This is a genomic window from Desulfobacterales bacterium (genome assembly GCA_021647905.1).
Classification (GTDB): Bacteria; Desulfobacterota; Desulfobulbia; order Desulfobulbales; family BM004; genus JAKITW01.
In genome coordinates this window covers 1-17943 of sequence record JAKITW010000060.1, presented here as the reverse complement: position 1 = coordinate 17943, position 17943 = coordinate 1, and the positions used below count along the sequence as shown (strand labels likewise).

The window sequence follows — 17943 nt, the reverse complement described above, 5'->3', positions numbered from 1 at the left end:
GTGCAGGGTGCAGGGTGCAGGGTGCAGGGTGCAGGGTGCAGGGTGCAGGGTGCAGGGTGCAGGGTGCAGGGTGCAGGGTGCAGGGTGCAGGGAATATTATATTCCAGGCCACGATCACAACCCATATTTTTTCTGTCCTCTGTCCTCTGTCCTCTGTCCTCTGGCCTCTGGCCTCTGACACCGGAAGGGGCTTATTCATAAAAATGGACCAGAAAACACTTGACAGCTTAAAGAAATGGTTCTCGGAATATGCCCGGCGCTTTGGCAATGACGATGCTGATTTCAATAAAAACATCGCCCTGAAGATAAGGCATACCGGCCGGGTCCATTACCATACCGTCAAGCTGGCCGGTTCACTGAAACTGGCGCCCGCTGACAAAAGGGTGGCCGAGGCGGTGGCCCTGCTCCATGACGTCGGCCGGTTCCGCCAGCTTCAACGCTACAACACCTTTGACGACCGGGCTTCCGTGGACCACGCCGCCCTGGCCCTGCGGGTTATTGAAGAGGAGGGGGCCCTGGCCCGGCTGGCGGACCCGGAACAGACCCTGATCCGGGTTGCGGTGGGCAACCACAACAAGCTACACCTGCCGGAAGAGGCGAACGAGCGGGAACTGTTTTTTTTAAAAATAATCCGGGATGCGGACAAGCTGGACATCTTCGACCTGATCGTTGAAAATTACCAGCAGGAAAAGGCCGGGCTGAACCCGGCCATTGATTTCGGCCTGGACAACACCCCGGGTTACGAACAGCAATATATCGATGATATTCTGCACAACCGGATCTGTGACAACCGGTTTCTCAAGAACAGCAATGATGTGAAACTGATGCGGCTCTCCTGGATCTTTGATCTCAACTTCGCCTATTCCTTCGCCTATGTGCGCCGGAGCGGCTACCTTGACAACATCTTGAAACATCTGCCGGCAACCGGGGATATCCACCGGATCAGCAGTCACCTGGCCGGCTATCTCGACGCCATGGCCTTGACCGCGCCGATAAAGGGAACGGACGGCCCATGAACCAATTCCGCTTATCAGCCGGGGTGATCGTGGTGCGCCGGGTTGCGGGAATCCCCCATTACCTGCTGGTGCGGGCCTTCAATTACTGGGATTTTCCCAAGGGCATGGTCCATGCGGACGAAGAACCGCTGGCCGCGGCAGTCCGGGAGGTGGAGGAAGAGACCGCGCTCCGGGATCTGGTCTTTCGCTGGGGAAAGGATTTCCGGGAGACCGAACCCTACCGGAACGGCATCAAGGTGGCGCGCTATTATCTGGCCGAATCGGAAAGGGGCGAGGTCACCCTGTTGATCAATCCGGAACTGGGCCATCCGGAGCATGACGCCTCTGCCTGGCTGCCCCTTGATAAGGCCCGGGCCCTGTTGGCGGACCGGGTCAAACCGATCCTGGAGTGGGCGCAGGGAATTGTGAAGTTTGTCGGTCTCGCAACAACCCGCTCGACGGACGTGATTCGTCTTGTAACTTGTTGATTTTATTGGGTGGCATTTGAAGCCTTTCGGGTTGTTACGAGTTCATCAAGTTTGAAGGGTAAAAACCCCTGGTTTTTCTATTCACCTTTCACAATTCACAATTCACCTTTCACAATTCACAATTTTCCCTTACTTCCCCGGCCACTGCTTTCCCGTGACGATATCGTAGTACCAGTCGGTTTCAAAGCCGGGCAGCCTGACCAGCCGGTAATGGAACCGGGCCGTCTTCCGCATGGGCAGGTACTCCACCCGCCGGGCCGGGTCGGTATCCGGATCGAACAGGCTGCTCTCGGGGATCTCCTCCAGGTAGCCGGGCACCAGGGCCTGAAGCTCACGGGGCACCTGGCCGTGGTCGGCAAGGTACTGCAACACCGCCGGCCGGAGCTGCCGCAACGCGGCCTCGCGGCGGCTGTTATAGGATCTGCTGTCAGCACTCAAGTAGATGAACAGGATCGGAATCAGGCCGTAGGCGAGCAGGCCGATGACCCGGGCCGGATGGACCCGCTGGAAGATGCTCGATTTTTCCGGGCCGACCGGGCCGGCCAGGGCCTCTTTAAAAAGAAAATTGCCGTAGACAATGGCTACCGCGGCAAAGAGTACCATGAAAAACAAGGCCACCAGGCAGCCGGCCAGCGGCTCGCCGGCAAGAACGGCATCATAGACGTTCCAGCCGCCGGCAACCATAAAAAAAAGCCCGACAAGCCAGAAGGAGATTGCCGGGAAATAGTTTGTTTTCCCCCCTGTTGCCGCCATTGTTATTCGTCTTCCTGGTTGTTCGTTTCATCCTGGGCCGCGCCGCAATGGGGGCACTTCCCGGACCGGCCGGTGAATCTTCTGCCGCAGGAGACACAGGTTTTCAACGCCGGGATCCAGTTGAACAGGGCCAGCACCATGACAATGGCGCCGGTTATGATCGGCGTCCTGGCGGTGGCCACCTCTGGGTCATAGGCGAACAGGCCCATGATCAGAGAAAACAGACCGATGCTGAATGCAAGCCAACGAATCGACATTGAGATATCCTTATCTTTTGCAACAGGCGCTGGCAATCAAAGGGCCTACCCCGGGTCCGGGCCGGCCGGCAACCGATTCCCCGGGCCTAAGGGGCAAGCCAGGCCGGCGGGGTTGCGCTCCTGATCCGCTCCAACTGATCGCTTATATCGAGCAGTTCGCGCTGCCAGTAATGGCGCGAACCGAAATCAGGCGCCACCCGGGAGACCCCGTCCTCCACCACCTGGTGGGCGCACCAGGCAATGTAATGAATATAGCGCATGGCGCGCAGCGGTTCAACCAGCCGCAGGCTGCGCCGGTCAAAATCCCGAAAGGTCTCATACCCCTCCAGAAAGAGATCGATTTCCATCAGGGAGTCTTCCAGGTGGCCGGGCAACAGCATCCACAGATCCTGAACCGGCGGCCCCACGGCCATATCATCGAGGTCGATGATATAAAAGGACTCGTCCGGCCGGTAGATCAGGTTGGCGAAATGGCAGTCGCCATGGATGCGGATCTGTTCGATATCAACGAACAGCGGCCTGATCTCATCGATCAGGCTGGCAACGAGATCGACAAACCGCCCGGTAAGGTCCCTGGGGATGCAATCATGGTCGAGGATATAGTCGACCTGGTCCCGGGTTGATTCGTCCGGGGCCATGGTGATCCGGTCCCTGGGCAGCCGGCCGGCGCCCACCCCATGGACCCGGCCCAGCAGACGGCCCAGTTCCAGCCACTGGTCTTCGTTGTACTCGTCAAAGCTGCGCCCCCCTTTTTTGGGGAACAAGGCAAAGTACATGCCGTCATCCACCCCCAGGGTGCCGCCGCTCCGCAGGGGAAGCGGCGCCACAACCGGGATCTCCCGGGACGCGAGTTCGAGCAGGAAATCATGCTCGTCCTGGAGCGCGGCCAGCGACCAGCGCCCGGGCCGATAGAACTTGGCGATCACCCCGGCCCCATCCTCGGTCTCCAGTTCACAGACCCGGTTGATATAGCTGTTCAGGGGCCGGTAGAGATTGGTGCAGCGGGCGCCGAGCGCCTGTTCGGCCAGCCCGACCACCCGGTCCGGGGTCAGATCGTGAAAAGCGCTCCGTTGGGCTGGTTCTTCCTGTCTGTTCATTGTTCCTTCATCTTGAAAAAGGCCTCGCGGCTCCCCATCTCCCTGGAGATGGATACCACCTGGCGGGTCATGTAACTGCTCACCTTGGTCGGCATGGGCACTGCTCCTTCCGGAACATCAACCAGATGACCGCGCTTATTTTTTTCGCGACCCTTGATCTTGAACAGGTAAGCAAACGTGGTGAAACTCGGAAAAACAAACCCGCACCAGCCACCTGTCCCCAGGCCCATGGTGCGGGTTATCTCACCACCGTGCCGGGATCCTGCCGAACACGGTTTTTCAAATAACTGCATCCGTGAACGTTCGAGAACGGCGCAGATGCACCTATCTGGCAATAATGCAATGAATTCCACAAATTGCATGGAATATCAGCTCAAGCCGTCACGGATTCAGGAAATAACCAGCAAGGATTATTTTTTGAGCATGACGCCGAGATTGGGCAAAAGGGCCATTTCCGGATGGGCACTGGTTAATCACGGTATTCTTCCCGGATCAGCCCGCCGTCGGCGCTGTAGATCCAGACATGGACCCGGCCCTGGTAATTGAAATCCCACATCGGGTTGACCTCGACCAGGAGATCCCCATGGGAAATTCTCACGGTCTTCATGGTGGCGCGGGCCTGGTCGATCGCCTGGCGGATGGTCAACTCCAGCCCGGAGACCTCCCTGCTCTCCGGTTCAACCACCGGTTCCCGGACCGCTGGCGCCGCTACCACTGCGGGCGCCGGGGCCGGGGCGGTCTTCACCTGGGCCGGAGCCAGGACCGGATGAGTGTAACCGGCGCACCCGCCGATCACAAGGGAAAAAGACAGCAGCAAAACAAGACCCGGAATCTTCCTTTTGTTCATAACCTGATCCTCCATTTAAACTTTCATATGAAAATCGTCCCGGACAACGCACCGTGGCCAAGGAGATTTTCATTGTCCGTTGTGGCTGCGGCCTGACATTTGATCCAGCCATGCTGGTTATCATGTTGACCGACGTAGTTGGGAGCAAGGCATGATGCCGACCTCATGAAAAGAACCGGCGCCGGTCCGAGAGCTTAGCGAGCAAGGAGCATGCTCGGTGGGTGGAAAGTTCCACCCGGTGAATGGAATATCATCTCAAGCCGTTACGGATTCAGGATGTAATCATATCAAAGATAGGGCCGGCCTGCATCCAGATTAAAAAAACAGCACCTTATTTTTGAGAAATTCTTTATATGAAACCTGAATCCGTTATCGGCCGGGCCGCAGGGCGGCGCGATGAAGACCGGCAAATATGATGAACTCGTAACAACCCGAAAGGTTTCAAATGCCACCCAATAAAATCAACAAGTTACAAGACGAATCACGTCCGTCGAGCGGGTTGTTGCGAGACCGACAAATATGGTCCAGCGTAAGGTTTCGGTAAACCCCGTACGTTTGAGGTTGGACCGGGAAAGGGGTTTACTGAATGTTTACGGTCCCGCCATGCTGGTTTGTCAAAAGCAGGCACTGGAGACACGGAGCTTATCCCTGAACCACGCCCCCTGCCCCCTGTTGCGCTCTTTCCCGGTCGTGGCATAAATAAATATTGCAATATCCGCTTATGCGGATATAATGAATTCCATGAGAAACATCACCCAGCTCTTCAAGGCATTATCCGATCCGACCCGGGTCAGGATCCTGTGGATGTTGCAAACCGGCGGGGAACTCTGCGTCTGCGACCTGATGGAGGTTCTTGACCTGCCACAGTCAACCGTGTCCCGCCACCTGGCATACCTGCGCAACGCCGGTCTGGCAAAAGACCAAAGGAGAGGGGTCTGGATGTTTTACCGGTTGCCCGATGAAACCGGCGCGGTTCTGACCGGCATACTGACTGTTCTCCGGTCTGCCGCCAAGGAGATGAAACAGGCTGCCGTTGACCGCCGGCACCTCTCTGAATATCTTGCCGGCAAAGATACCGATGCCTGTTCCAGATGAGGCTTCAATGACACGCCCCGGGAAAAAACTCTCGTTTCTCGACCGTTTTCTGACCCTATGGATATTCCTGGCCATGTTCATCGGGGTGATGGCCGGTTATCTCTATCCCGGCGTCCGCCAGGTTATCAATTCCTTTCAGGTCGGCACCACCAACATTCCCATCGCCGTCGGGCTGATCCTGATGATGTACCCGCCCCTGGCCAAGGTCCGCTACGAAAAACTACACGAGGTCTTTCGCAACGTAAAGGTGCTCACCCTCTCCCTGGTGCAGAACTGGATCATCGGCCCGGTTCTCATGTTCGGGCTGGCAATCGCCTTTCTTTCGGACCAACATGAATACATGGTGGGGCTGATCCTGATCGGCCTGGCCCGCTGCATCGCCATGGTCATTGTCTGGAACGACCTGGCCCAGGGCGACACCGAGTACTGTGCCGGGCTGGTTGCCTTTAACTCCATTTTCCAGGTGCTCTTCTTCTCGGTCTATGCCTGGCTGTTCATCACCATCCTGCCGAAATGGTTCGGCATTGAAGGGGCGGTGGTCGATATCTCCATGGGGCAGATAGCGGAAAGCGTTTTTATCTATCTCGGCGTCCCGTTCATCGCCGGGATGCTCACCCGGTTCATCGGGCTGAAGATAAAGGGAGAAGAGTGGTATCAGACAAAACTGTTGCCCAGACTCAGCCCGCTCACCTTTGTTTTTTTATTGTTCACCATTCTGGTCATGTTCTCGCTCAAGGGTGATATCATCGTCCAACTGCCCCTGGACGTCATCCGGATCGCCCTGCCGCTGGCAATATACTTCCTGGTAATGTTTCTGGTCTCCTTCTTCATGTCTTATAAGGTGGGGGCCACATATGAGCAGGCCGCCACCCTTTCTTTTACCGCGGCCTCGAATAATTTCGAGCTGGCCATTGCCGTTGCGATCGCGGTTTTCGGAATAGATTCCGGCGTGGCCTTTGCCGCGGTCATCGGGCCCCTGGTGGAGGTGCCGGTGTTGATCAGCCTGGTCTGGGTGGCCCTCTGGCTCAGGAAAAAATATTTCCCGGTTGCCCGGCAGACCCCGGCCGGGGTCTGCCATCTGAGCTGTGAGGATGGATGACAAGCTCCGGTACCCCACTGTCCGGCGCAACACCGGGCCGGCCGGTAAACCGGATAAAGGAAGAATTGCCCCGATGAAACAGACGATTCTTTTCCTGTGCACCGGCAACTCCTGCCGCAGCCAGATGGCGGAGGGGTGGGTCAGGAAGCTGAAAAACAATACCCTTGAAGCCCATTCGGCAGGTATTGAAAAACAGGGGCTCAACCCGCTGGCAGTCAAGGTGATGGCCGAGGCCGGGGTGGATATCTCCGCCCAGCGGTCAAAGCTGATCAAGGAACTGCCCGGGCAGACATTTGATTACGTGATCACGGTCTGTGACCAGGCCAACGAGGCATGCCCTTTGTTTCCCGGCAATACCGAGATCATCCATCATGGCTTTGACGACCCGCCGCGGCTGGCGGCCACTGCCGGAAGCAAAGAAGAACAGCTGGACCATTACCGCCGGGTGCGGGACGAAATAAAACGATTTGTTGAAACCCTGCCCGGTTCATTGCGGGAAAAAAGCTGAATCTATGAATAAGATCAAAATATTCGATCCGCCCGGCCGTGGTTCTTGCCCCGGCAACAGGCCGCCCTGCCTGACACTTACCAGGATCAACCGTGCCAAAAAAACGTCCCGGACCGCTGCTCCCGGGGCTGTCCGGGACGCCTGGCCCCCATCTTATGTCAACACGGCGGGAACAATATCCCCCATGCAAAAATCCATGTAAGAGAACAATCCCAGGATGATCTCTGCCGCGCAGGGACAAGAGGGCTGTCGGCCAAGGAGCCTGCTCGACAGGACGGGAAGCTCCACCCTGTGAGTGGTTACACTTAACCAACAACCCCCTAAGGAGGTGCTGCCACGGAATAGCTGAGGACACGGCAACAAGATGAAAAAAACAAATGGAGGAACAGCATGAAAAGTCGTATCAAAATCGCCGGTGTAATATCAATGATCATGATGATGTTTCTGGTAACATCATCCGCGGTATTTGCCGCCGGTGGAGCGCAGCCGCTGGTCACCACCCAATGGGTGGCGGACAACATCAAGTCAATCAAGATTATCGACGTCAGCAAAAAGGGATACGCAAAAGGCCATATTCCCGGGGCGGTCCAACTGAAATGGGGCAGCGAGGTTTTTGCCCCTGAAACAGACCACATGGTACTCGGCCTGGCGGAAATCGAGCGGGTCATGGCCAAGATGGGCGTAACCCGGAACCAGCACATCGTCCTGTATGACGGGGACGGCAAAGCGCACCATGTGACCCGGGTTTACTGGACCCTGAAGTATTGGAATTTCCCCAATGTCAGCCTCATGGACGGCGGCATCGGTCTCTGGAAAAAAGAACAAAGGCCGGTAACCACCGAGGTGACCAGGGCCGGCCGGACAAAGGTTGAGGTTGAATTTCCGCCCAAGTCCAAGATCAGGGCCATGTATTCCCCGGACATCATAAACGCGCTGGCCACCGGCAAGGCGGTTATTGTGGACAGCCGGGCGGAGCCGTTCTACCGGGGGGAGGTCTACTCGCTGAACAAGTGGGTCCGGTCGGGCCATATTACCGGTGCGGTGAACGTGCCGACCATGAACAGCTTGAATGGGGATAAAACATTCAAGTCCGTGGCCGAATTGAAGGCGATGTATGAAAAGGCGGGCGTCACTGCCGACAAGAACATTATTACCTATTGCGACACCGGGGTGCTGGCCACCCATAGCTGGTTTGTGCTGACCGAATTGCTCGGTTATAAAAACGTCAAGGTTTATGACGGTTCCATGCGTGAATACGCCAACCGGTTCGACACCCCCATGCAACCCGGGATTGTGGCCGAGAAGTTCCCCAAGACCCCGATTCAGCAACTGGAAGAGAAAATCAGGTAATGGATTAACCAAAGAAGAATAAAGAAAGGACCCTGGTCGTCATGATCAGGGTCCTTTTTTTTGCCGATCATCCCCCGGCCGCGGCCGGCTGGACGATATGCAGCCCGTCGCAACCAGGGAACAGGTTTTAATCAATATTGTGCCGGAGAGGAGGCGGAATTATCGGCCGGGCCGTGGTGCCCGACCGGTGCGTAGCCCCCGCGTTTCAGCGCCTGGATGAGGTCGGCCCGGTTGCGTATCGGCTGGTCAAAACGCGTTGCCATCCGGCCCAGCTCTTCCAGGGTATGGGCGTCGCTGCCCCCCACCTGACGGATGGAGTAGCGCTTCTGCCAGTCTGAAATCCGTTGGTTGTCACGGTCCTGGTTGCGGCCGTTCAACCCCTCGACGATCCGGCATAATCCGGCGGCGATCAGCTCCTCGCTGGTGGCCCGGGCCGGCCGGCAGGGGTGGGCGGCCACCGCCACCCCGCCCGCCGCCTCCACCCGGCGCAGCAGCTCCGGAGCCGAGAGTCCGCTGACCATCTCCTCAAAGGGTCCGAAAAGGAGAAAATCCCCCTCAGCAGTGGTATACTCCATGCCGATGATGATGCACAGGCCGTTCTCCTGCGGCCCCTCGGCAATATGCTCGCCAGCGGCCATGGAATCATGGTCGGTTATGCAGACCCCGTCAAGCCCCCTGGCAGCGGCATGGTTGACAATCTGTTCAAGGGTCAACCGGCTGCAGGATGAGACCGTACTGTGGACGTGAAGATCGAATTTCATCCGCCCAGTGTGAACAACCACCCCTCGAAAGTCAAATCGCTTTTTGGTATATACCAGGGTGGTTGGCATCGAGTTTTTCAATGAGCGATACGATCGGGACCTGGCTATAAAGGAATATTTTCGGCAATCCACAGCCCTGGCACGATGGAGACATCTTTAATCATGGTAAAAACAAAAAGAACCGCCACGCGTTGTATATTGGTCCTCCTGGACGGGCTCGGTGACCGCTCCTATCCGCGGTTGGGCCACCGGACCCCGCTCCAGGCGGCCCGCACCCCCATTCTGGACGCTTTGGCGGCCCGCGGCGCCAACGGGCTTTTCCATGCGAGCGGCCCGGGTATTGCCCTGGCCAGCGAAAACGCCCATTTCGCCATGTTCGGCTACCGGCCGGACCAGTTTCCCGGCCGCGGCATCCTGGAGGCCATGGGCGCCGGGATCAAGACCGGCCCGGATACAGTGGCCTTTCTGGCCCATTTTATCCACGCCCGGGCCGCCGATGACCTCCTTTTTCTGGAACAGCACCGGCCCGTGGTGACCGCGGAGGAAGCGCGAGCAGTGATTAAAAGCATTGCCTGCTACACGGCCGGCGCCATGCAGGTGGAGTTCCGGCAGACCAGGGGCCTTGACGGCATCCTCTGCCTGACCGGTGCTGCGTCCCGCCGGGTCACCGACACCGACCCGGTCCTGGAAAAATCCCCGGTCATCGCCGCCCAACCCCTGGGCCCGGCAATTGCGGACCAACGGGCCGTCCGCACCGCCGAGGCGCTCAACTCCTATATTTGCTGGTGCCACCATACCCTGAACGATCATCCCTTGAACCGGGCAAGAGCAAAGAAAAACCTGCCCCTGGTCAACGGTATCGTCACCCAGCGGCCGGGCCGCTGGACCCGGGTGGTATCCTTTTCGCAACAATGGGGACTGAAGGCGATCTCAATCTCCTCCGGGATCGTCTACTGGGGACTGGCCGAATTCCTCGGCATGGAGGCCGGCAAGGTCAGTGACAGCGCTGATCCCGGGGCCGACCTGGCCGACCGGCTGCGCCTGGCCGTTGGCCTTGCCGATGATTATGAGTTTATCCATGTCCACAGCAAGGCCCCTGACCAGGCCGCCCATACCAAGGACCCGGTGAACAAGGTCGCGGTCATTGAGGCCCTTGACGCCGGGATCGGCAGGGTGGCGGACCAGCTCCTGGACAACCGCACGATCCTCATCATCACCGCCGACCATTCCACCCCGAGCAGCGGCCCCCAGATCCATTCCGGCGAGCCGGTGCCGATCATGGCCGTGGGGCCGGGAATGCGGGTGGATGCAATCAAGGGATTTGACGAAATACAATGCGCCGGCGGGGCCCTGGGCAGCGTCAGGGGCGTTGATTTCATGCCCATGGTGCTCAACTTTCTCGACAAGGCCAAGCTGCAGGGCCTGATGGACACGCCCGACGACCAGCCCTACTGGCCGGGATGCCGGACCGCCTTGCGGCTGAAAAAATAACCAGGAGGGGAAATGCTCAAGACAGGCGTTATCCACGGCCGGTTCCAGATCCTGCACAACGATCATCTGCGCTACCTGCTGGCCGGCAAAAAGAGGTGCGAACACCTGGTGGTGGGAATCACCAACCCCGACCCGACCCTGACCAGGCACGACAAAAGCGATATGCGGCGCGGGACCGCAACCGCCAACCCGATGACCTATTACCAGCGATACTGCATGGTGCAAGCCGTGCTGCGCGAAGCCGGGCTCAACGAAAAAGACTTCTCGGTGGTCCCCTTTCCCATCAATTTTCCCGAACTGTACCGCTATTACGTTCCCCTTGACGCCACCTTCTTTCTCACCATCTATGACGAATGGGGCGAGAAGAAACTGGCCCTGTTCAAATCGCTGGGCCTGAAAACCGAGATCCTCTGGCGCCGGCCGCTGGATAAAAAAGGATTGTCAGCAACAGAGGTCCGCCGTTTAATTACCGCCGGTGAACCGTGGGAACAGCTGGTCCCCCCGGCCGTGGCCCGGATCGTCAGGCAATTTGGCTTCATGGCTGATCAATGACCATTGTTTCCCCTGGCCGACGATAATGGGTCCGGCAGCGGCCGGCATTATTGGCGTAAGAAAATCATTTCAGCTCGCACCGCACATGTTTTTGAAGTCAGCACATTCCCTGAGCGAGATAAAGGGACAGGAATCTTCGATGAACAACCGCAGCCTGGGGCACCAGTAATGATTCGTGTACGATTCGCTGCAGCCGGTCCCGGCCAGTTCCCGGCGGCGTAACCGGCCCGGGCGGCCCTCCTTTCCTTTTACGAAAAATCTCAAGACAGACATCCCTTCACCCCTGTGTAAATGACGGACCCAAGGAAACTGCGCCCTTGTATCTCTTGTCGGCTGCAGGGCCTTATTGGTTTATATGAAAGTCGTCACCAAGCGCCGGCCTTGCCATGCCGGAGTGATGTCTTTCATTGTTTCGTTGTGGCTGGGCAAATATGGTCCCGGCCAGGCTCACCCCTTGTAGCCCGGATCCTCGGGCAGCCCATCCCGGCCGGACATGGCCACGGCCAGTTCGTCGCACCGCTCGTTGCAGGGGTTGCCGCTATGGCCCCTGACCCATTTGAAGGTGATATCCAGCCCCTCGACCAGGTCGAGCAGTTCGGCCCACAGGTCGGGGTTCAGGGCCGGCTCCTTGTTCGACTTGAGCCAGCCCCGTTTGCGCCAGCCCCTGGCCCAGCCCTTGGAGATCCCGTTCACCACATAGCTGGAATCAGAGTACAGGGTTATCGGTTTGTCCTTATGCTCCAGCTCCCGCAGGGCGACGATGCAGCCCATAAGCTCCATCCGGTTGTTGGTGGTCAACCGAAAGCCGCCGGACAGCTCCTTGCGCCGGCCCTCGTAGATCTGGACAATGCCGTAGCCGCCGGGTCCGGGATTGTTGCGGGCCCCGCCGTCGGTATAGATGGTGACCGCGCCGGGCCTGGGCTCCACGCCAATGGCGGCTGTTGGCGTTTTTTTGCTGTTATTGTTGTTCCTGCCCGCCCTAGGCCGGTAGCTCGGACTCTTCAGCCAGGCCAGGGCCTCGGCCCGGGTCGGAAAGCCCTTGTATACCGCGCCGGCAAACCCCTTGACCTGGGCCTGGGCCTGAGGCCAGTTGTCATAGATCCCGGGACGGTATCCAACGGCGATTGCATAGAATTTTTTCTTCGGAGCCATTGTCATCCTTCTACGGAATTGGAGTTATCCCCTCCCGTTCCGTTCATAATTCTTCATTTTACATTTTCCTGCCTGCCAGCTGTCCGCAAGCGGCCGAGATATCAGCGCCGCGGCTGTTTCTGATCAGGGTCCGGTACCCGGCATTCCGCAGTATCCCCTGGAACTCCTTGATCCTTTTTTCGTCCGAACATTGATAATCCATGTCAGGCGACCGGTTGCAGGGGAGCAGATTAATCCGGCAGGGGATTTCGCGCAATTTTTCCGCCAGCAATCCGGCGTCAGCCAACGAATCATTGATCCCCTTAAGCAGGATATACTCGATCAGGATAACCTTGTTTTTCGACAGGGGATAGTCGCGGCAGGCGGCCAGCAGTTCATCCACCCCGTAGGTCTTGTTGATCGGCATCAGCCGGCTCCGGACGGCGTCGTCGGCCGCGTGCAGGGATACGGCCAGGTTGACCTTGACATCCCTGCCCAACTCCCTGATCCGGGGGACGATGCCGCAGGTGGAGACCGTGACCCGGCGCTCGGTGAACTCCAGCCCCTTTTCGTCCATCAGGATCCGGAGCGCGGTTACCAGGTTGTTATAATTGGCCAGCGGCTCGCCCATGCCCATGAACACCAGGTTGTTGATCAACTCCCTGGGGGTGTCCCGTTTTATGCCAGACCCGATCATCTCCTCCATTACCCCCAGTACCTGGTTGACCATCTCGGCCGGCTGCAGATTTCTGATAAAGCCCCTGGTCCCGGTAAGGCAGAAATCACAGCCCATAGCGCAGCCGGCCTGGGAAGAGATGCACAGGGTATGGCGGTCGCCCTCGGGGATCAGCACGCTCTCGATAAACGCCCCGTCATGGAGCCGGAACCCATACTTTCTAGTGCCGTCTTGGGACTGTTCCCTCACCTCGGGCGTCAACCGGCTGATCATCGCATGGCCGGCCAGCAGAGCGCGGGTCTCCTTGTTGATTTCAACCATCCGGGCCAGATCGTGCCGACCGGGCCGCTGCAGGCTGGCAAAGAGCCGGTCGCCGCGCGCGGCGGGCAGACCCAGCTCCGCGACAAACCCGGTCATCTGGCTGCGGGTGAGATTACGCAGATCAACCATGGTATCCATCAGGCTGTTTCAGCCGCGCCGCGCTGCAGCACAACCGTGGCCAGGGTCACCACCGCCACCCCGGGCAGGATCATGGCCGGCGGCAGCCCGTGGCCGAATCCCCAGTCAATGACCAGCACAAAGGCGGGATAGAAATAACTGTAGGCCATCACCCGGGTCGGTCCCAGATAGAGGGTGGAGACATGGGTGAGGTAAAAGGTGATGATTGTCGAAAAGACCGCCAGATAGACGATCCCGGCCCAGACCTCGATCGAAACCCCGGGCCAGTCCACTGCGGCCAGTTGCGAAAAGGAGAGGATGAGCAGCCAGCCCACCCCGGTGGTCAGGACCCAGAAGGTCATCACCACCATGGATTCCTGCTTGTGGACCCGTTTGACCAGCGGGGTATAGGCGGCCATCATGAAACAGCCGGCCAGGAAGAGCAGGTCGCCGTGGTTGACCTCCAGGGCCAGCAGCCGATGGATATCGCCCCGGAAGATGACCCAGACCGCGCCGACCATCCCGAAGGCCAGGGCCAGCAGCCGGGCCCGGCCCAGCCGTTCCTTGAGAAACAGGGCGCTGTAGATCCCGGAGATCCCCGGCACCAGGGTAAAGATAACACTGGTGTTCAAGGCAGTGGTATAACGGAGCGATTCGAACATGCACCAGAAAAAACCCACCGTGCAGAAGCTGATCGTGCTGTAGCCGCCAAGCTGCCGGAGCGGGGGCAGGGAAAAACCGTGGTTGATCACCAGGATCGGGGCAAAGAGCAGCGCGGCGATGGCGTAGCGGACCAGGATCAGGACCGCCGGATCAAGGCCGTGGGTGATCGCCGCGCCCACGGTAAAGGAACTGGAGACGATGATCGCGGCCAGTGCCATCAGGCCGTGCACCCCCCACAGGGGCAGGGGTCTTCGCGCTATTTCGGTATCACCTGTCCGCATCATGGTAAGCTTTCACAGGCACCGAATCTGCTTTGTCATCGGCCTGCCCGCATACCCGGTGTATGGCGACCAGGCCTCTTTCGCGCATCTCCGGCACCTGTGAAAGCTTACTGGCCAAGGAGTGTGCTCGATAAGTGGTCGCGCACCCTGTGAGTAGTTACGCATCATGCGGCACAAGATACCCGGCCAGCGGTGAAAGGCAATAAAAAATCAATTCACTCCAACTCAAAATCAGCGATCACCGGCAGGTGATCGCTGGCGACCCGGGTCACTCCCATCCAGCAGCGCCGCCGCCTGACCAGTTTAAGCGGGCCGCGATAAAAGATCTTGTCCAGGCCGCCGGCCGGTGAAAACGATGGATAGGTGAGAAATGCCTTATGATAGCCGCGGCTGTGGTTGGTGGCGCACTCAAAATCGAGGATATCGGTAAAGATCGGGGCCAGCAAGGTACGCCAGTCGTTGAAGTCGCCGCCCACCAGGCAGGGATGCTCCGGGGCCAGGGTGGCGAACTCCGGGGAGCGGATCAGGTTGCCCACCTGCCGCACCCGTTCCCGGGTAGTCAAGCCCAGATGCAGGTTGAACAGCTCGATCTCCCGGCCCGGATTGCCGGAATCGTCCAGGACCACCGTGGTGTACAGGCAGCCCCGCCGCTTGCGGTTGCCGATGGTGAGATCGATATTCCGGTGATGGATGATCGGATAGCGGCTCAGGGTGGCATTGCCGTAGCTGCCCAGGCGCAGCTTGACGTTCAGACCGACCGCATAATGGGGATACCCGGCTGCCGCGGCCATCTCCTCGGCCAGGTTCAGCATCCTGGAACGCGGCACCCCCACATCCACCTCCTGCAGCAGGACCAGGTCGGCCTGGTGGTGCCGCAGGATCCTGGCCACCCGTTCCGGCCGGAAACGGCGATCAATGCCGATGGCCCGGTGCATGTTGTACGACAAAACCCGTAACAGCATTTAACTCCCCCTGGTTATACTGATCCTTATTGGAAAATAGCCCCTCCGGGCGGAGAAAGCAATCACGCTTTGTCCGGCCCGGGTAACCGCCCTGAGGGTGATCGGCCGGGGTCGCGTTTTTTATCTGTTGCCACCGGGCCGGAGTGATTATAGTGAAATGGAAAGAACATCCCGCACTCACATTCAAATGGAGGAAAGGTTATGCTCGAAATCTTCAAGAAGATAGCGTTCACCGGCATGGGCCTGATTTTCCTGACCAAGGAAAAGGCCGAGGAGATGGCCAGGGAACTGGTTGAAAAAGGCAAGTTCACCGAACAGGAAGGCCGTGAGTTTATCGATGATCTCAAAAAGGCCTCGGAGCAGGCCAGGGTTGATTTTGAGGAAAAGATAAACGACCTGGTACACAAGGCGGTGACCAGGATGAACCTGGCCACCCGCGACGACCTGGAGCGGCTGGAAAAACGAATCGAGGAACCGGCCGCGGCTGACGATCAAGAAGGGGCAGACAGCTAGATGCTGAGTATCAGAAGGATCGGGGCCATCGGCCGCACCTACCGGCACATCCATCGCTACCGCCAGATACTGGGCATCCTGTTCCAGTACGGGTTCGGCGAGCTGCTCAGGGACCTGCGTCTGGAGGAATACCTTGAGTTTGGCCTGCAGATACTCTCCAAGAAAAAGGACGAGCATCTGGAAAAACTGACCCGGGCCGAGAAACTGCGCAAGGCCATGGAGGACCTGGGACCCACCTTTGTCAAGATGGGCCAGATCCTGTCGACCCGGCCCGACCTGATCCCCCTGCGTTATATCCACGAGTTGGCCAAGCTCCAGGACAGTGTGCCGCCCTTTCCCTATGAGGAGGCCCGGCAGATATTCACGGCCGAGATCGGCCGCGCCCCGGAGGAGGTATTCGAACATATCGACCCGGTGCCGCTGGCCGCCGCCTCCATCGGCCAGGTACACCGGGCCCGGCTGGCGGAAACCGGCGCAGAGGTGGTGGTCAAGATCCAGCGGCCCCGGATCCGGGAGACCATTGAGGTAGATCTCGAAATCCTGCTCCACCTGGCGGCCCTGGCCGAAAAACACCTGGAAGAACTGGAGATCCACCGGCCGACCAGGATCATCAAGGAGTTTGCCCGCAACCTGGAAAAGGAACTTAACTACGTCACCGAGGCGGCGAACATCGAACATTTCGCCCGGCGCTGCATTGAGGACGACACGGTATATGTGCCCAGGGTTTTTCGTGATTACTCCACCCGGCTGGTCCTGACCATGGAGTATGTGGACGGGATCAAGGCCTCCAATGTGGAGCAGCTCCGGAAACAGGGGTACGATCTGCCGGAAATAGCCCGCCGCGGCGCCACCCTGATCATGAAACAGATCTTTGTCAACGGGTTCTTCCATGGCGACCCGCACCCGGGCAATATCTTCATCCTGCCCGGAAATGTGATCTGTTTTCTCGATTTCGGGATGATGGGCCGGATCAGCCGCCAGGAACGGGAGGATTTTTCCGACCTGATAATCCAGGTGGTCAGCCGCAACGACCGCAAGGCCACGGACACGGTACTCAAGCTCACCGCCTATGACCGGGAACCGGACCGGGCCGAACTGGAGCGCGACCTGACCCAGTTGATCGACCAGTTTTTCTACCTGCCGCTCAAGGAACTGGAGATGGGACCGCTCCTGCACCAGCTGCTGGAGATCCTTGCCCGCCACGCCCTGCGGGTCAGGCCCAACCTCTTCCTGATGTTAAAGGCGATCGCCAGCGCCGACGGGCTGGGCCGGCAGTTGGACCCGGATTTCGAGATCGCCCGGCACGCCGAGCCCTTTGTCAGGAAGATCCAGATGAACCGCTTTAATCCCCGGCGGCTGGCCCACGAGATGCTCGACTCCACCGGTGAGTTCGTCTACCTGCTCAAGGAGGTGCCCCGGGAGCTGCGGGCCATCCTCCACCAGGCCCGGCAGGGCAAGATGACCATCGAGTTCCAGCACCGCGGCCTGGAACAGCTGCTCTATACCCAGGACCGGACCAGCAACCGGATCGCCTTTGCCATTGTGCTGGCCGCATTGATTATCGGCTCCTCGCTGATCGTCCTGTCCGGCATCCCGCCCAAATGGCACCAGATCCCGGTGATCGGCCTGATCGGTTTCGTGGTCGCCGGAATCATGGGTTTCTGGCTGCTGTTGTCGATCCTGCGGCGGGGAAGGATGTGAAAAGTTAACAGTAAATTGTGAATTGTGAAAAATAACAAACAATTAAGAGCACGAAATACAACATTAGAGGGTAAACATTCAGTAAACCCCCTCCTGTCGGGAAAGGGGTCTTCTTCTACCAACGGCCGCTCCATTGAGAAGGGCCGGCTGTTCATAAACAGGCTGTCAAGCAGGAACTCGCTTCGCCGCAACGGCGATTCGGAACCCATAAGCATATCCTGCCGAAGTTGTTTCAAATTCCGCTTTTGCCGTCACGGCTGCGGCTCAGGGTCCGCTACACCGTTC

At 58.6% G+C, this 17943-nt stretch carries 21 protein-coding genes; 10 read left to right on the top strand and 11 right to left on the bottom strand.

Going from position 1 to position 17943, the window contains the following annotated elements; translation table 11 throughout:
* The first annotated feature begins 203 nt into the window (after positions 1 to 203).
* Both L3J03_09455 and L3J03_09450 read left to right on the top strand, forming a co-directional pair.
* Positions 204 to 1016, top strand: coding sequence for an HD domain-containing protein (locus tag L3J03_09455; GenBank protein ID MCF6291202.1), 813 nt, complete (start codon positions 204 to 206; stop codon positions 1014 to 1016).
* A complete protein-coding gene (locus L3J03_09450; GenBank protein ID MCF6291201.1) occupies positions 1013 to 1483 on the top strand; it encodes an NUDIX domain-containing protein in 471 nt (156 codons plus the stop codon). Before L3J03_09455 ends, L3J03_09450 begins: the two co-directional genes overlap by 4 nt.
* A gap of 129 nt (positions 1484 to 1612) precedes the next feature.
* Here the strand turns inward: L3J03_09450 and L3J03_09445 are convergent, their stop codons facing one another.
* The 5 genes from L3J03_09445 to L3J03_09425 all read right to left on the bottom strand — a co-directional run bounded on the left by L3J03_09445 (position 1613) and on the right by L3J03_09425 (position 4437).
* Positions 1613 to 2236 (bottom strand): hypothetical protein, encoded by a 624-nt coding sequence (locus tag L3J03_09445; GenBank protein MCF6291200.1) that lies wholly within the window; start codon positions 2234 to 2236, stop codon positions 1613 to 1615.
* A gap of 2 nt (positions 2237 to 2238) precedes the next feature.
* Positions 2239 to 2493, bottom strand: a complete 255-nt coding sequence (locus L3J03_09440) for a hypothetical protein (GenBank protein MCF6291199.1) — start codon at positions 2491 to 2493, stop codon at positions 2239 to 2241.
* Positions 2494 to 2579: 86 nt separating this feature from the next.
* Positions 2580 to 3590 (bottom strand): serine/threonine protein kinase, encoded by a 1011-nt coding sequence (locus L3J03_09435; protein ID MCF6291198.1) that lies wholly within the window; start codon positions 3588 to 3590, stop codon positions 2580 to 2582.
* Positions 3587 to 3952 (bottom strand): hypothetical protein, encoded by a 366-nt coding sequence (locus L3J03_09430; protein MCF6291197.1) that lies wholly within the window; start codon positions 3950 to 3952, stop codon positions 3587 to 3589. The genes L3J03_09435 and L3J03_09430 overlap by 4 nt, the downstream gene beginning before the upstream one ends.
* A 107-nt stretch (positions 3953 to 4059) precedes the next feature.
* Positions 4060 to 4437 carry a hypothetical protein gene (locus L3J03_09425; protein MCF6291196.1) on the bottom strand — a complete coding sequence of 126 codons (378 nt, stop codon included), beginning with the start codon at positions 4435 to 4437 and terminating at the stop codon, positions 4060 to 4062.
* Between the two features lie 732 nt (positions 4438 to 5169).
* Between L3J03_09425 and L3J03_09420 the strand changes: the two genes are divergently transcribed.
* The 4 genes from L3J03_09420 (at position 5170) to L3J03_09405 (ending at position 8489) form a co-directional block, all read left to right on the top strand.
* A complete protein-coding gene (locus L3J03_09420; GenBank protein MCF6291195.1) occupies positions 5170 to 5532 on the top strand; it encodes a metalloregulator ArsR/SmtB family transcription factor in 363 nt (120 codons plus the stop codon).
* Positions 5533 to 5539: 7 nt separating this feature from the next.
* On the top strand, positions 5540 to 6631 hold the full coding sequence (gene arsB / locus L3J03_09415) for an ACR3 family arsenite efflux transporter (GenBank protein ID MCF6291194.1): 1092 nt from the start codon (positions 5540 to 5542) through the stop codon (positions 6629 to 6631).
* A 73-nt stretch (positions 6632 to 6704) separates the two neighbouring features.
* Positions 6705 to 7139: an arsenate reductase ArsC gene (locus L3J03_09410; protein ID MCF6291193.1), complete on the top strand. Its 435-nt coding sequence runs from the start codon at positions 6705 to 6707 to the stop codon at positions 7137 to 7139.
* Between the two features lie 390 nt (positions 7140 to 7529).
* Positions 7530 to 8489 (top strand): sulfurtransferase, encoded by a 960-nt coding sequence (locus L3J03_09405; protein MCF6291192.1) that lies wholly within the window; start codon positions 7530 to 7532, stop codon positions 8487 to 8489.
* Between the two features lie 131 nt (positions 8490 to 8620).
* On the opposite strand, the gene L3J03_09400 is transcribed toward L3J03_09405, so the two are convergent.
* Positions 8621 to 9250 carry a PHP domain-containing protein gene (locus tag L3J03_09400; GenBank protein MCF6291191.1) on the bottom strand — a complete coding sequence of 210 codons (630 nt, stop codon included), beginning with the start codon at positions 9248 to 9250 and terminating at the stop codon, positions 8621 to 8623.
* Between the two features lie 162 nt (positions 9251 to 9412).
* On the opposite strand from L3J03_09400, the gene L3J03_09395 reads away from it, so the two are divergent.
* On the top strand, positions 9413 to 10741 hold the full coding sequence (locus L3J03_09395; protein ID MCF6291190.1) for an alkaline phosphatase family protein: 1329 nt from the start codon (positions 9413 to 9415) through the stop codon (positions 10739 to 10741).
* A gap of 12 nt (positions 10742 to 10753) precedes the next feature.
* On the top strand, positions 10754 to 11293 hold the full coding sequence (locus tag L3J03_09390; GenBank protein ID MCF6291189.1) for a nicotinate-nucleotide adenylyltransferase: 540 nt from the start codon (positions 10754 to 10756) through the stop codon (positions 11291 to 11293).
* Between the two features lie 69 nt (positions 11294 to 11362).
* On the opposite strand, the gene L3J03_09385 is transcribed toward L3J03_09390, so the two are convergent.
* From L3J03_09385 to L3J03_09365, 5 genes are all read right to left on the bottom strand, one after another.
* Positions 11363 to 11566, bottom strand: coding sequence for a hypothetical protein (locus tag L3J03_09385; protein ID MCF6291188.1), 204 nt, complete (start codon positions 11564 to 11566; stop codon positions 11363 to 11365).
* Positions 11567 to 11740: 174 nt separating this feature from the next.
* On the bottom strand, positions 11741 to 12445 hold the full coding sequence (gene rnhA, locus L3J03_09380; GenBank protein MCF6291187.1) for a ribonuclease HI: 705 nt from the start codon (positions 12443 to 12445) through the stop codon (positions 11741 to 11743).
* 58 nt (positions 12446 to 12503) lie between these two features.
* Positions 12504 to 13559: a 23S rRNA (adenine(2503)-C(2))-methyltransferase RlmN gene (rlmN, locus tag L3J03_09375; protein ID MCF6291186.1), complete on the bottom strand. Its 1056-nt coding sequence runs from the start codon at positions 13557 to 13559 to the stop codon at positions 12504 to 12506.
* On the bottom strand, positions 13559 to 14485 hold the full coding sequence (locus tag L3J03_09370) for a DMT family transporter (GenBank protein ID MCF6291185.1): 927 nt from the start codon (positions 14483 to 14485) through the stop codon (positions 13559 to 13561). The genes rlmN and L3J03_09370 overlap by 1 nt, the downstream gene beginning before the upstream one ends.
* 212 nt (positions 14486 to 14697) lie before the next feature.
* Positions 14698 to 15444, bottom strand: coding sequence for an endonuclease/exonuclease/phosphatase family protein (locus L3J03_09365; GenBank protein ID MCF6291184.1), 747 nt, complete (start codon positions 15442 to 15444; stop codon positions 14698 to 14700).
* A gap of 201 nt (positions 15445 to 15645) precedes the next feature.
* Here L3J03_09365 and L3J03_09360 point away from each other — a divergent pair, with 201 nt between their 5' ends.
* Positions 15646 to 15957 carry a hypothetical protein gene (locus L3J03_09360; protein MCF6291183.1) on the top strand — a complete coding sequence of 104 codons (312 nt, stop codon included), beginning with the start codon at positions 15646 to 15648 and terminating at the stop codon, positions 15955 to 15957.
* The gene (locus tag L3J03_09355) at positions 15958 to 17658 is read left to right on the top strand and encodes an AarF/ABC1/UbiB kinase family protein (GenBank protein MCF6291182.1); all 1701 of its coding nucleotides are present in this window, start codon (positions 15958 to 15960) and stop codon (positions 17656 to 17658) included. It abuts the gene before it with no gap.
* Positions 17659 to 17943: the final 285 nt, after the last annotated feature.

Coding starts and splice junctions, on each gene's coding strand:
- L3J03_09420 (MCF6291195.1), top strand. CDS start 5,170: ATGAATTCCATGAGAAACATCACCCAGCTCTTCAAGGCATTATCCGAT.
- L3J03_09455 (MCF6291202.1), top strand. CDS start 204: ATGGACCAGAAAACACTTGACAGCTTAAAGAAATGGTTCTCGGAATAT.
- arsB (MCF6291194.1), top strand. CDS start 5,540: ATGACACGCCCCGGGAAAAAACTCTCGTTTCTCGACCGTTTTCTGACC.
- L3J03_09355 (MCF6291182.1), top strand. CDS start 15,958: ATGCTGAGTATCAGAAGGATCGGGGCCATCGGCCGCACCTACCGGCAC.
- L3J03_09390 (MCF6291189.1), top strand. CDS start 10,754: ATGCTCAAGACAGGCGTTATCCACGGCCGGTTCCAGATCCTGCACAAC.
- L3J03_09370 (MCF6291185.1), bottom strand. CDS start 14,485: ATGATGCGGACAGGTGATACCGAAATAGCGCGAAGACCCCTGCCCCTG.
- L3J03_09365 (MCF6291184.1), bottom strand. CDS start 15,444: ATGCTGTTACGGGTTTTGTCGTACAACATGCACCGGGCCATCGGCATT.
- L3J03_09360 (MCF6291183.1), top strand. CDS start 15,646: ATGCTCGAAATCTTCAAGAAGATAGCGTTCACCGGCATGGGCCTGATT.
- L3J03_09385 (MCF6291188.1), bottom strand. CDS start 11,566: ATGTCTGTCTTGAGATTTTTCGTAAAAGGAAAGGAGGGCCGCCCGGGC.
- L3J03_09405 (MCF6291192.1), top strand. CDS start 7,530: ATGAAAAGTCGTATCAAAATCGCCGGTGTAATATCAATGATCATGATG.
- L3J03_09435 (MCF6291198.1), bottom strand. CDS start 3,590: ATGAACAGACAGGAAGAACCAGCCCAACGGAGCGCTTTTCACGATCTG.
- L3J03_09440 (MCF6291199.1), bottom strand. CDS start 2,493: ATGTCGATTCGTTGGCTTGCATTCAGCATCGGTCTGTTTTCTCTGATC.
- L3J03_09410 (MCF6291193.1), top strand. CDS start 6,705: ATGAAACAGACGATTCTTTTCCTGTGCACCGGCAACTCCTGCCGCAGC.
- L3J03_09445 (MCF6291200.1), bottom strand. CDS start 2,236: ATGGCGGCAACAGGGGGGAAAACAAACTATTTCCCGGCAATCTCCTTC.
- L3J03_09400 (MCF6291191.1), bottom strand. CDS start 9,250: ATGAAATTCGATCTTCACGTCCACAGTACGGTCTCATCCTGCAGCCGG.
- rlmN (MCF6291186.1), bottom strand. CDS start 13,559: ATGGATACCATGGTTGATCTGCGTAATCTCACCCGCAGCCAGATGACC.
- rnhA (MCF6291187.1), bottom strand. CDS start 12,445: ATGGCTCCGAAGAAAAAATTCTATGCAATCGCCGTTGGATACCGTCCC.
- L3J03_09450 (MCF6291201.1), top strand. CDS start 1,013: ATGAACCAATTCCGCTTATCAGCCGGGGTGATCGTGGTGCGCCGGGTT.
- L3J03_09395 (MCF6291190.1), top strand. CDS start 9,413: ATGGTAAAAACAAAAAGAACCGCCACGCGTTGTATATTGGTCCTCCTG.
- L3J03_09425 (MCF6291196.1), bottom strand. CDS start 4,437: ATGAACAAAAGGAAGATTCCGGGTCTTGTTTTGCTGCTGTCTTTTTCC.
- L3J03_09430 (MCF6291197.1), bottom strand. CDS start 3,952: ATGCAATTTGTGGAATTCATTGCATTATTGCCAGATAGGTGCATCTGC.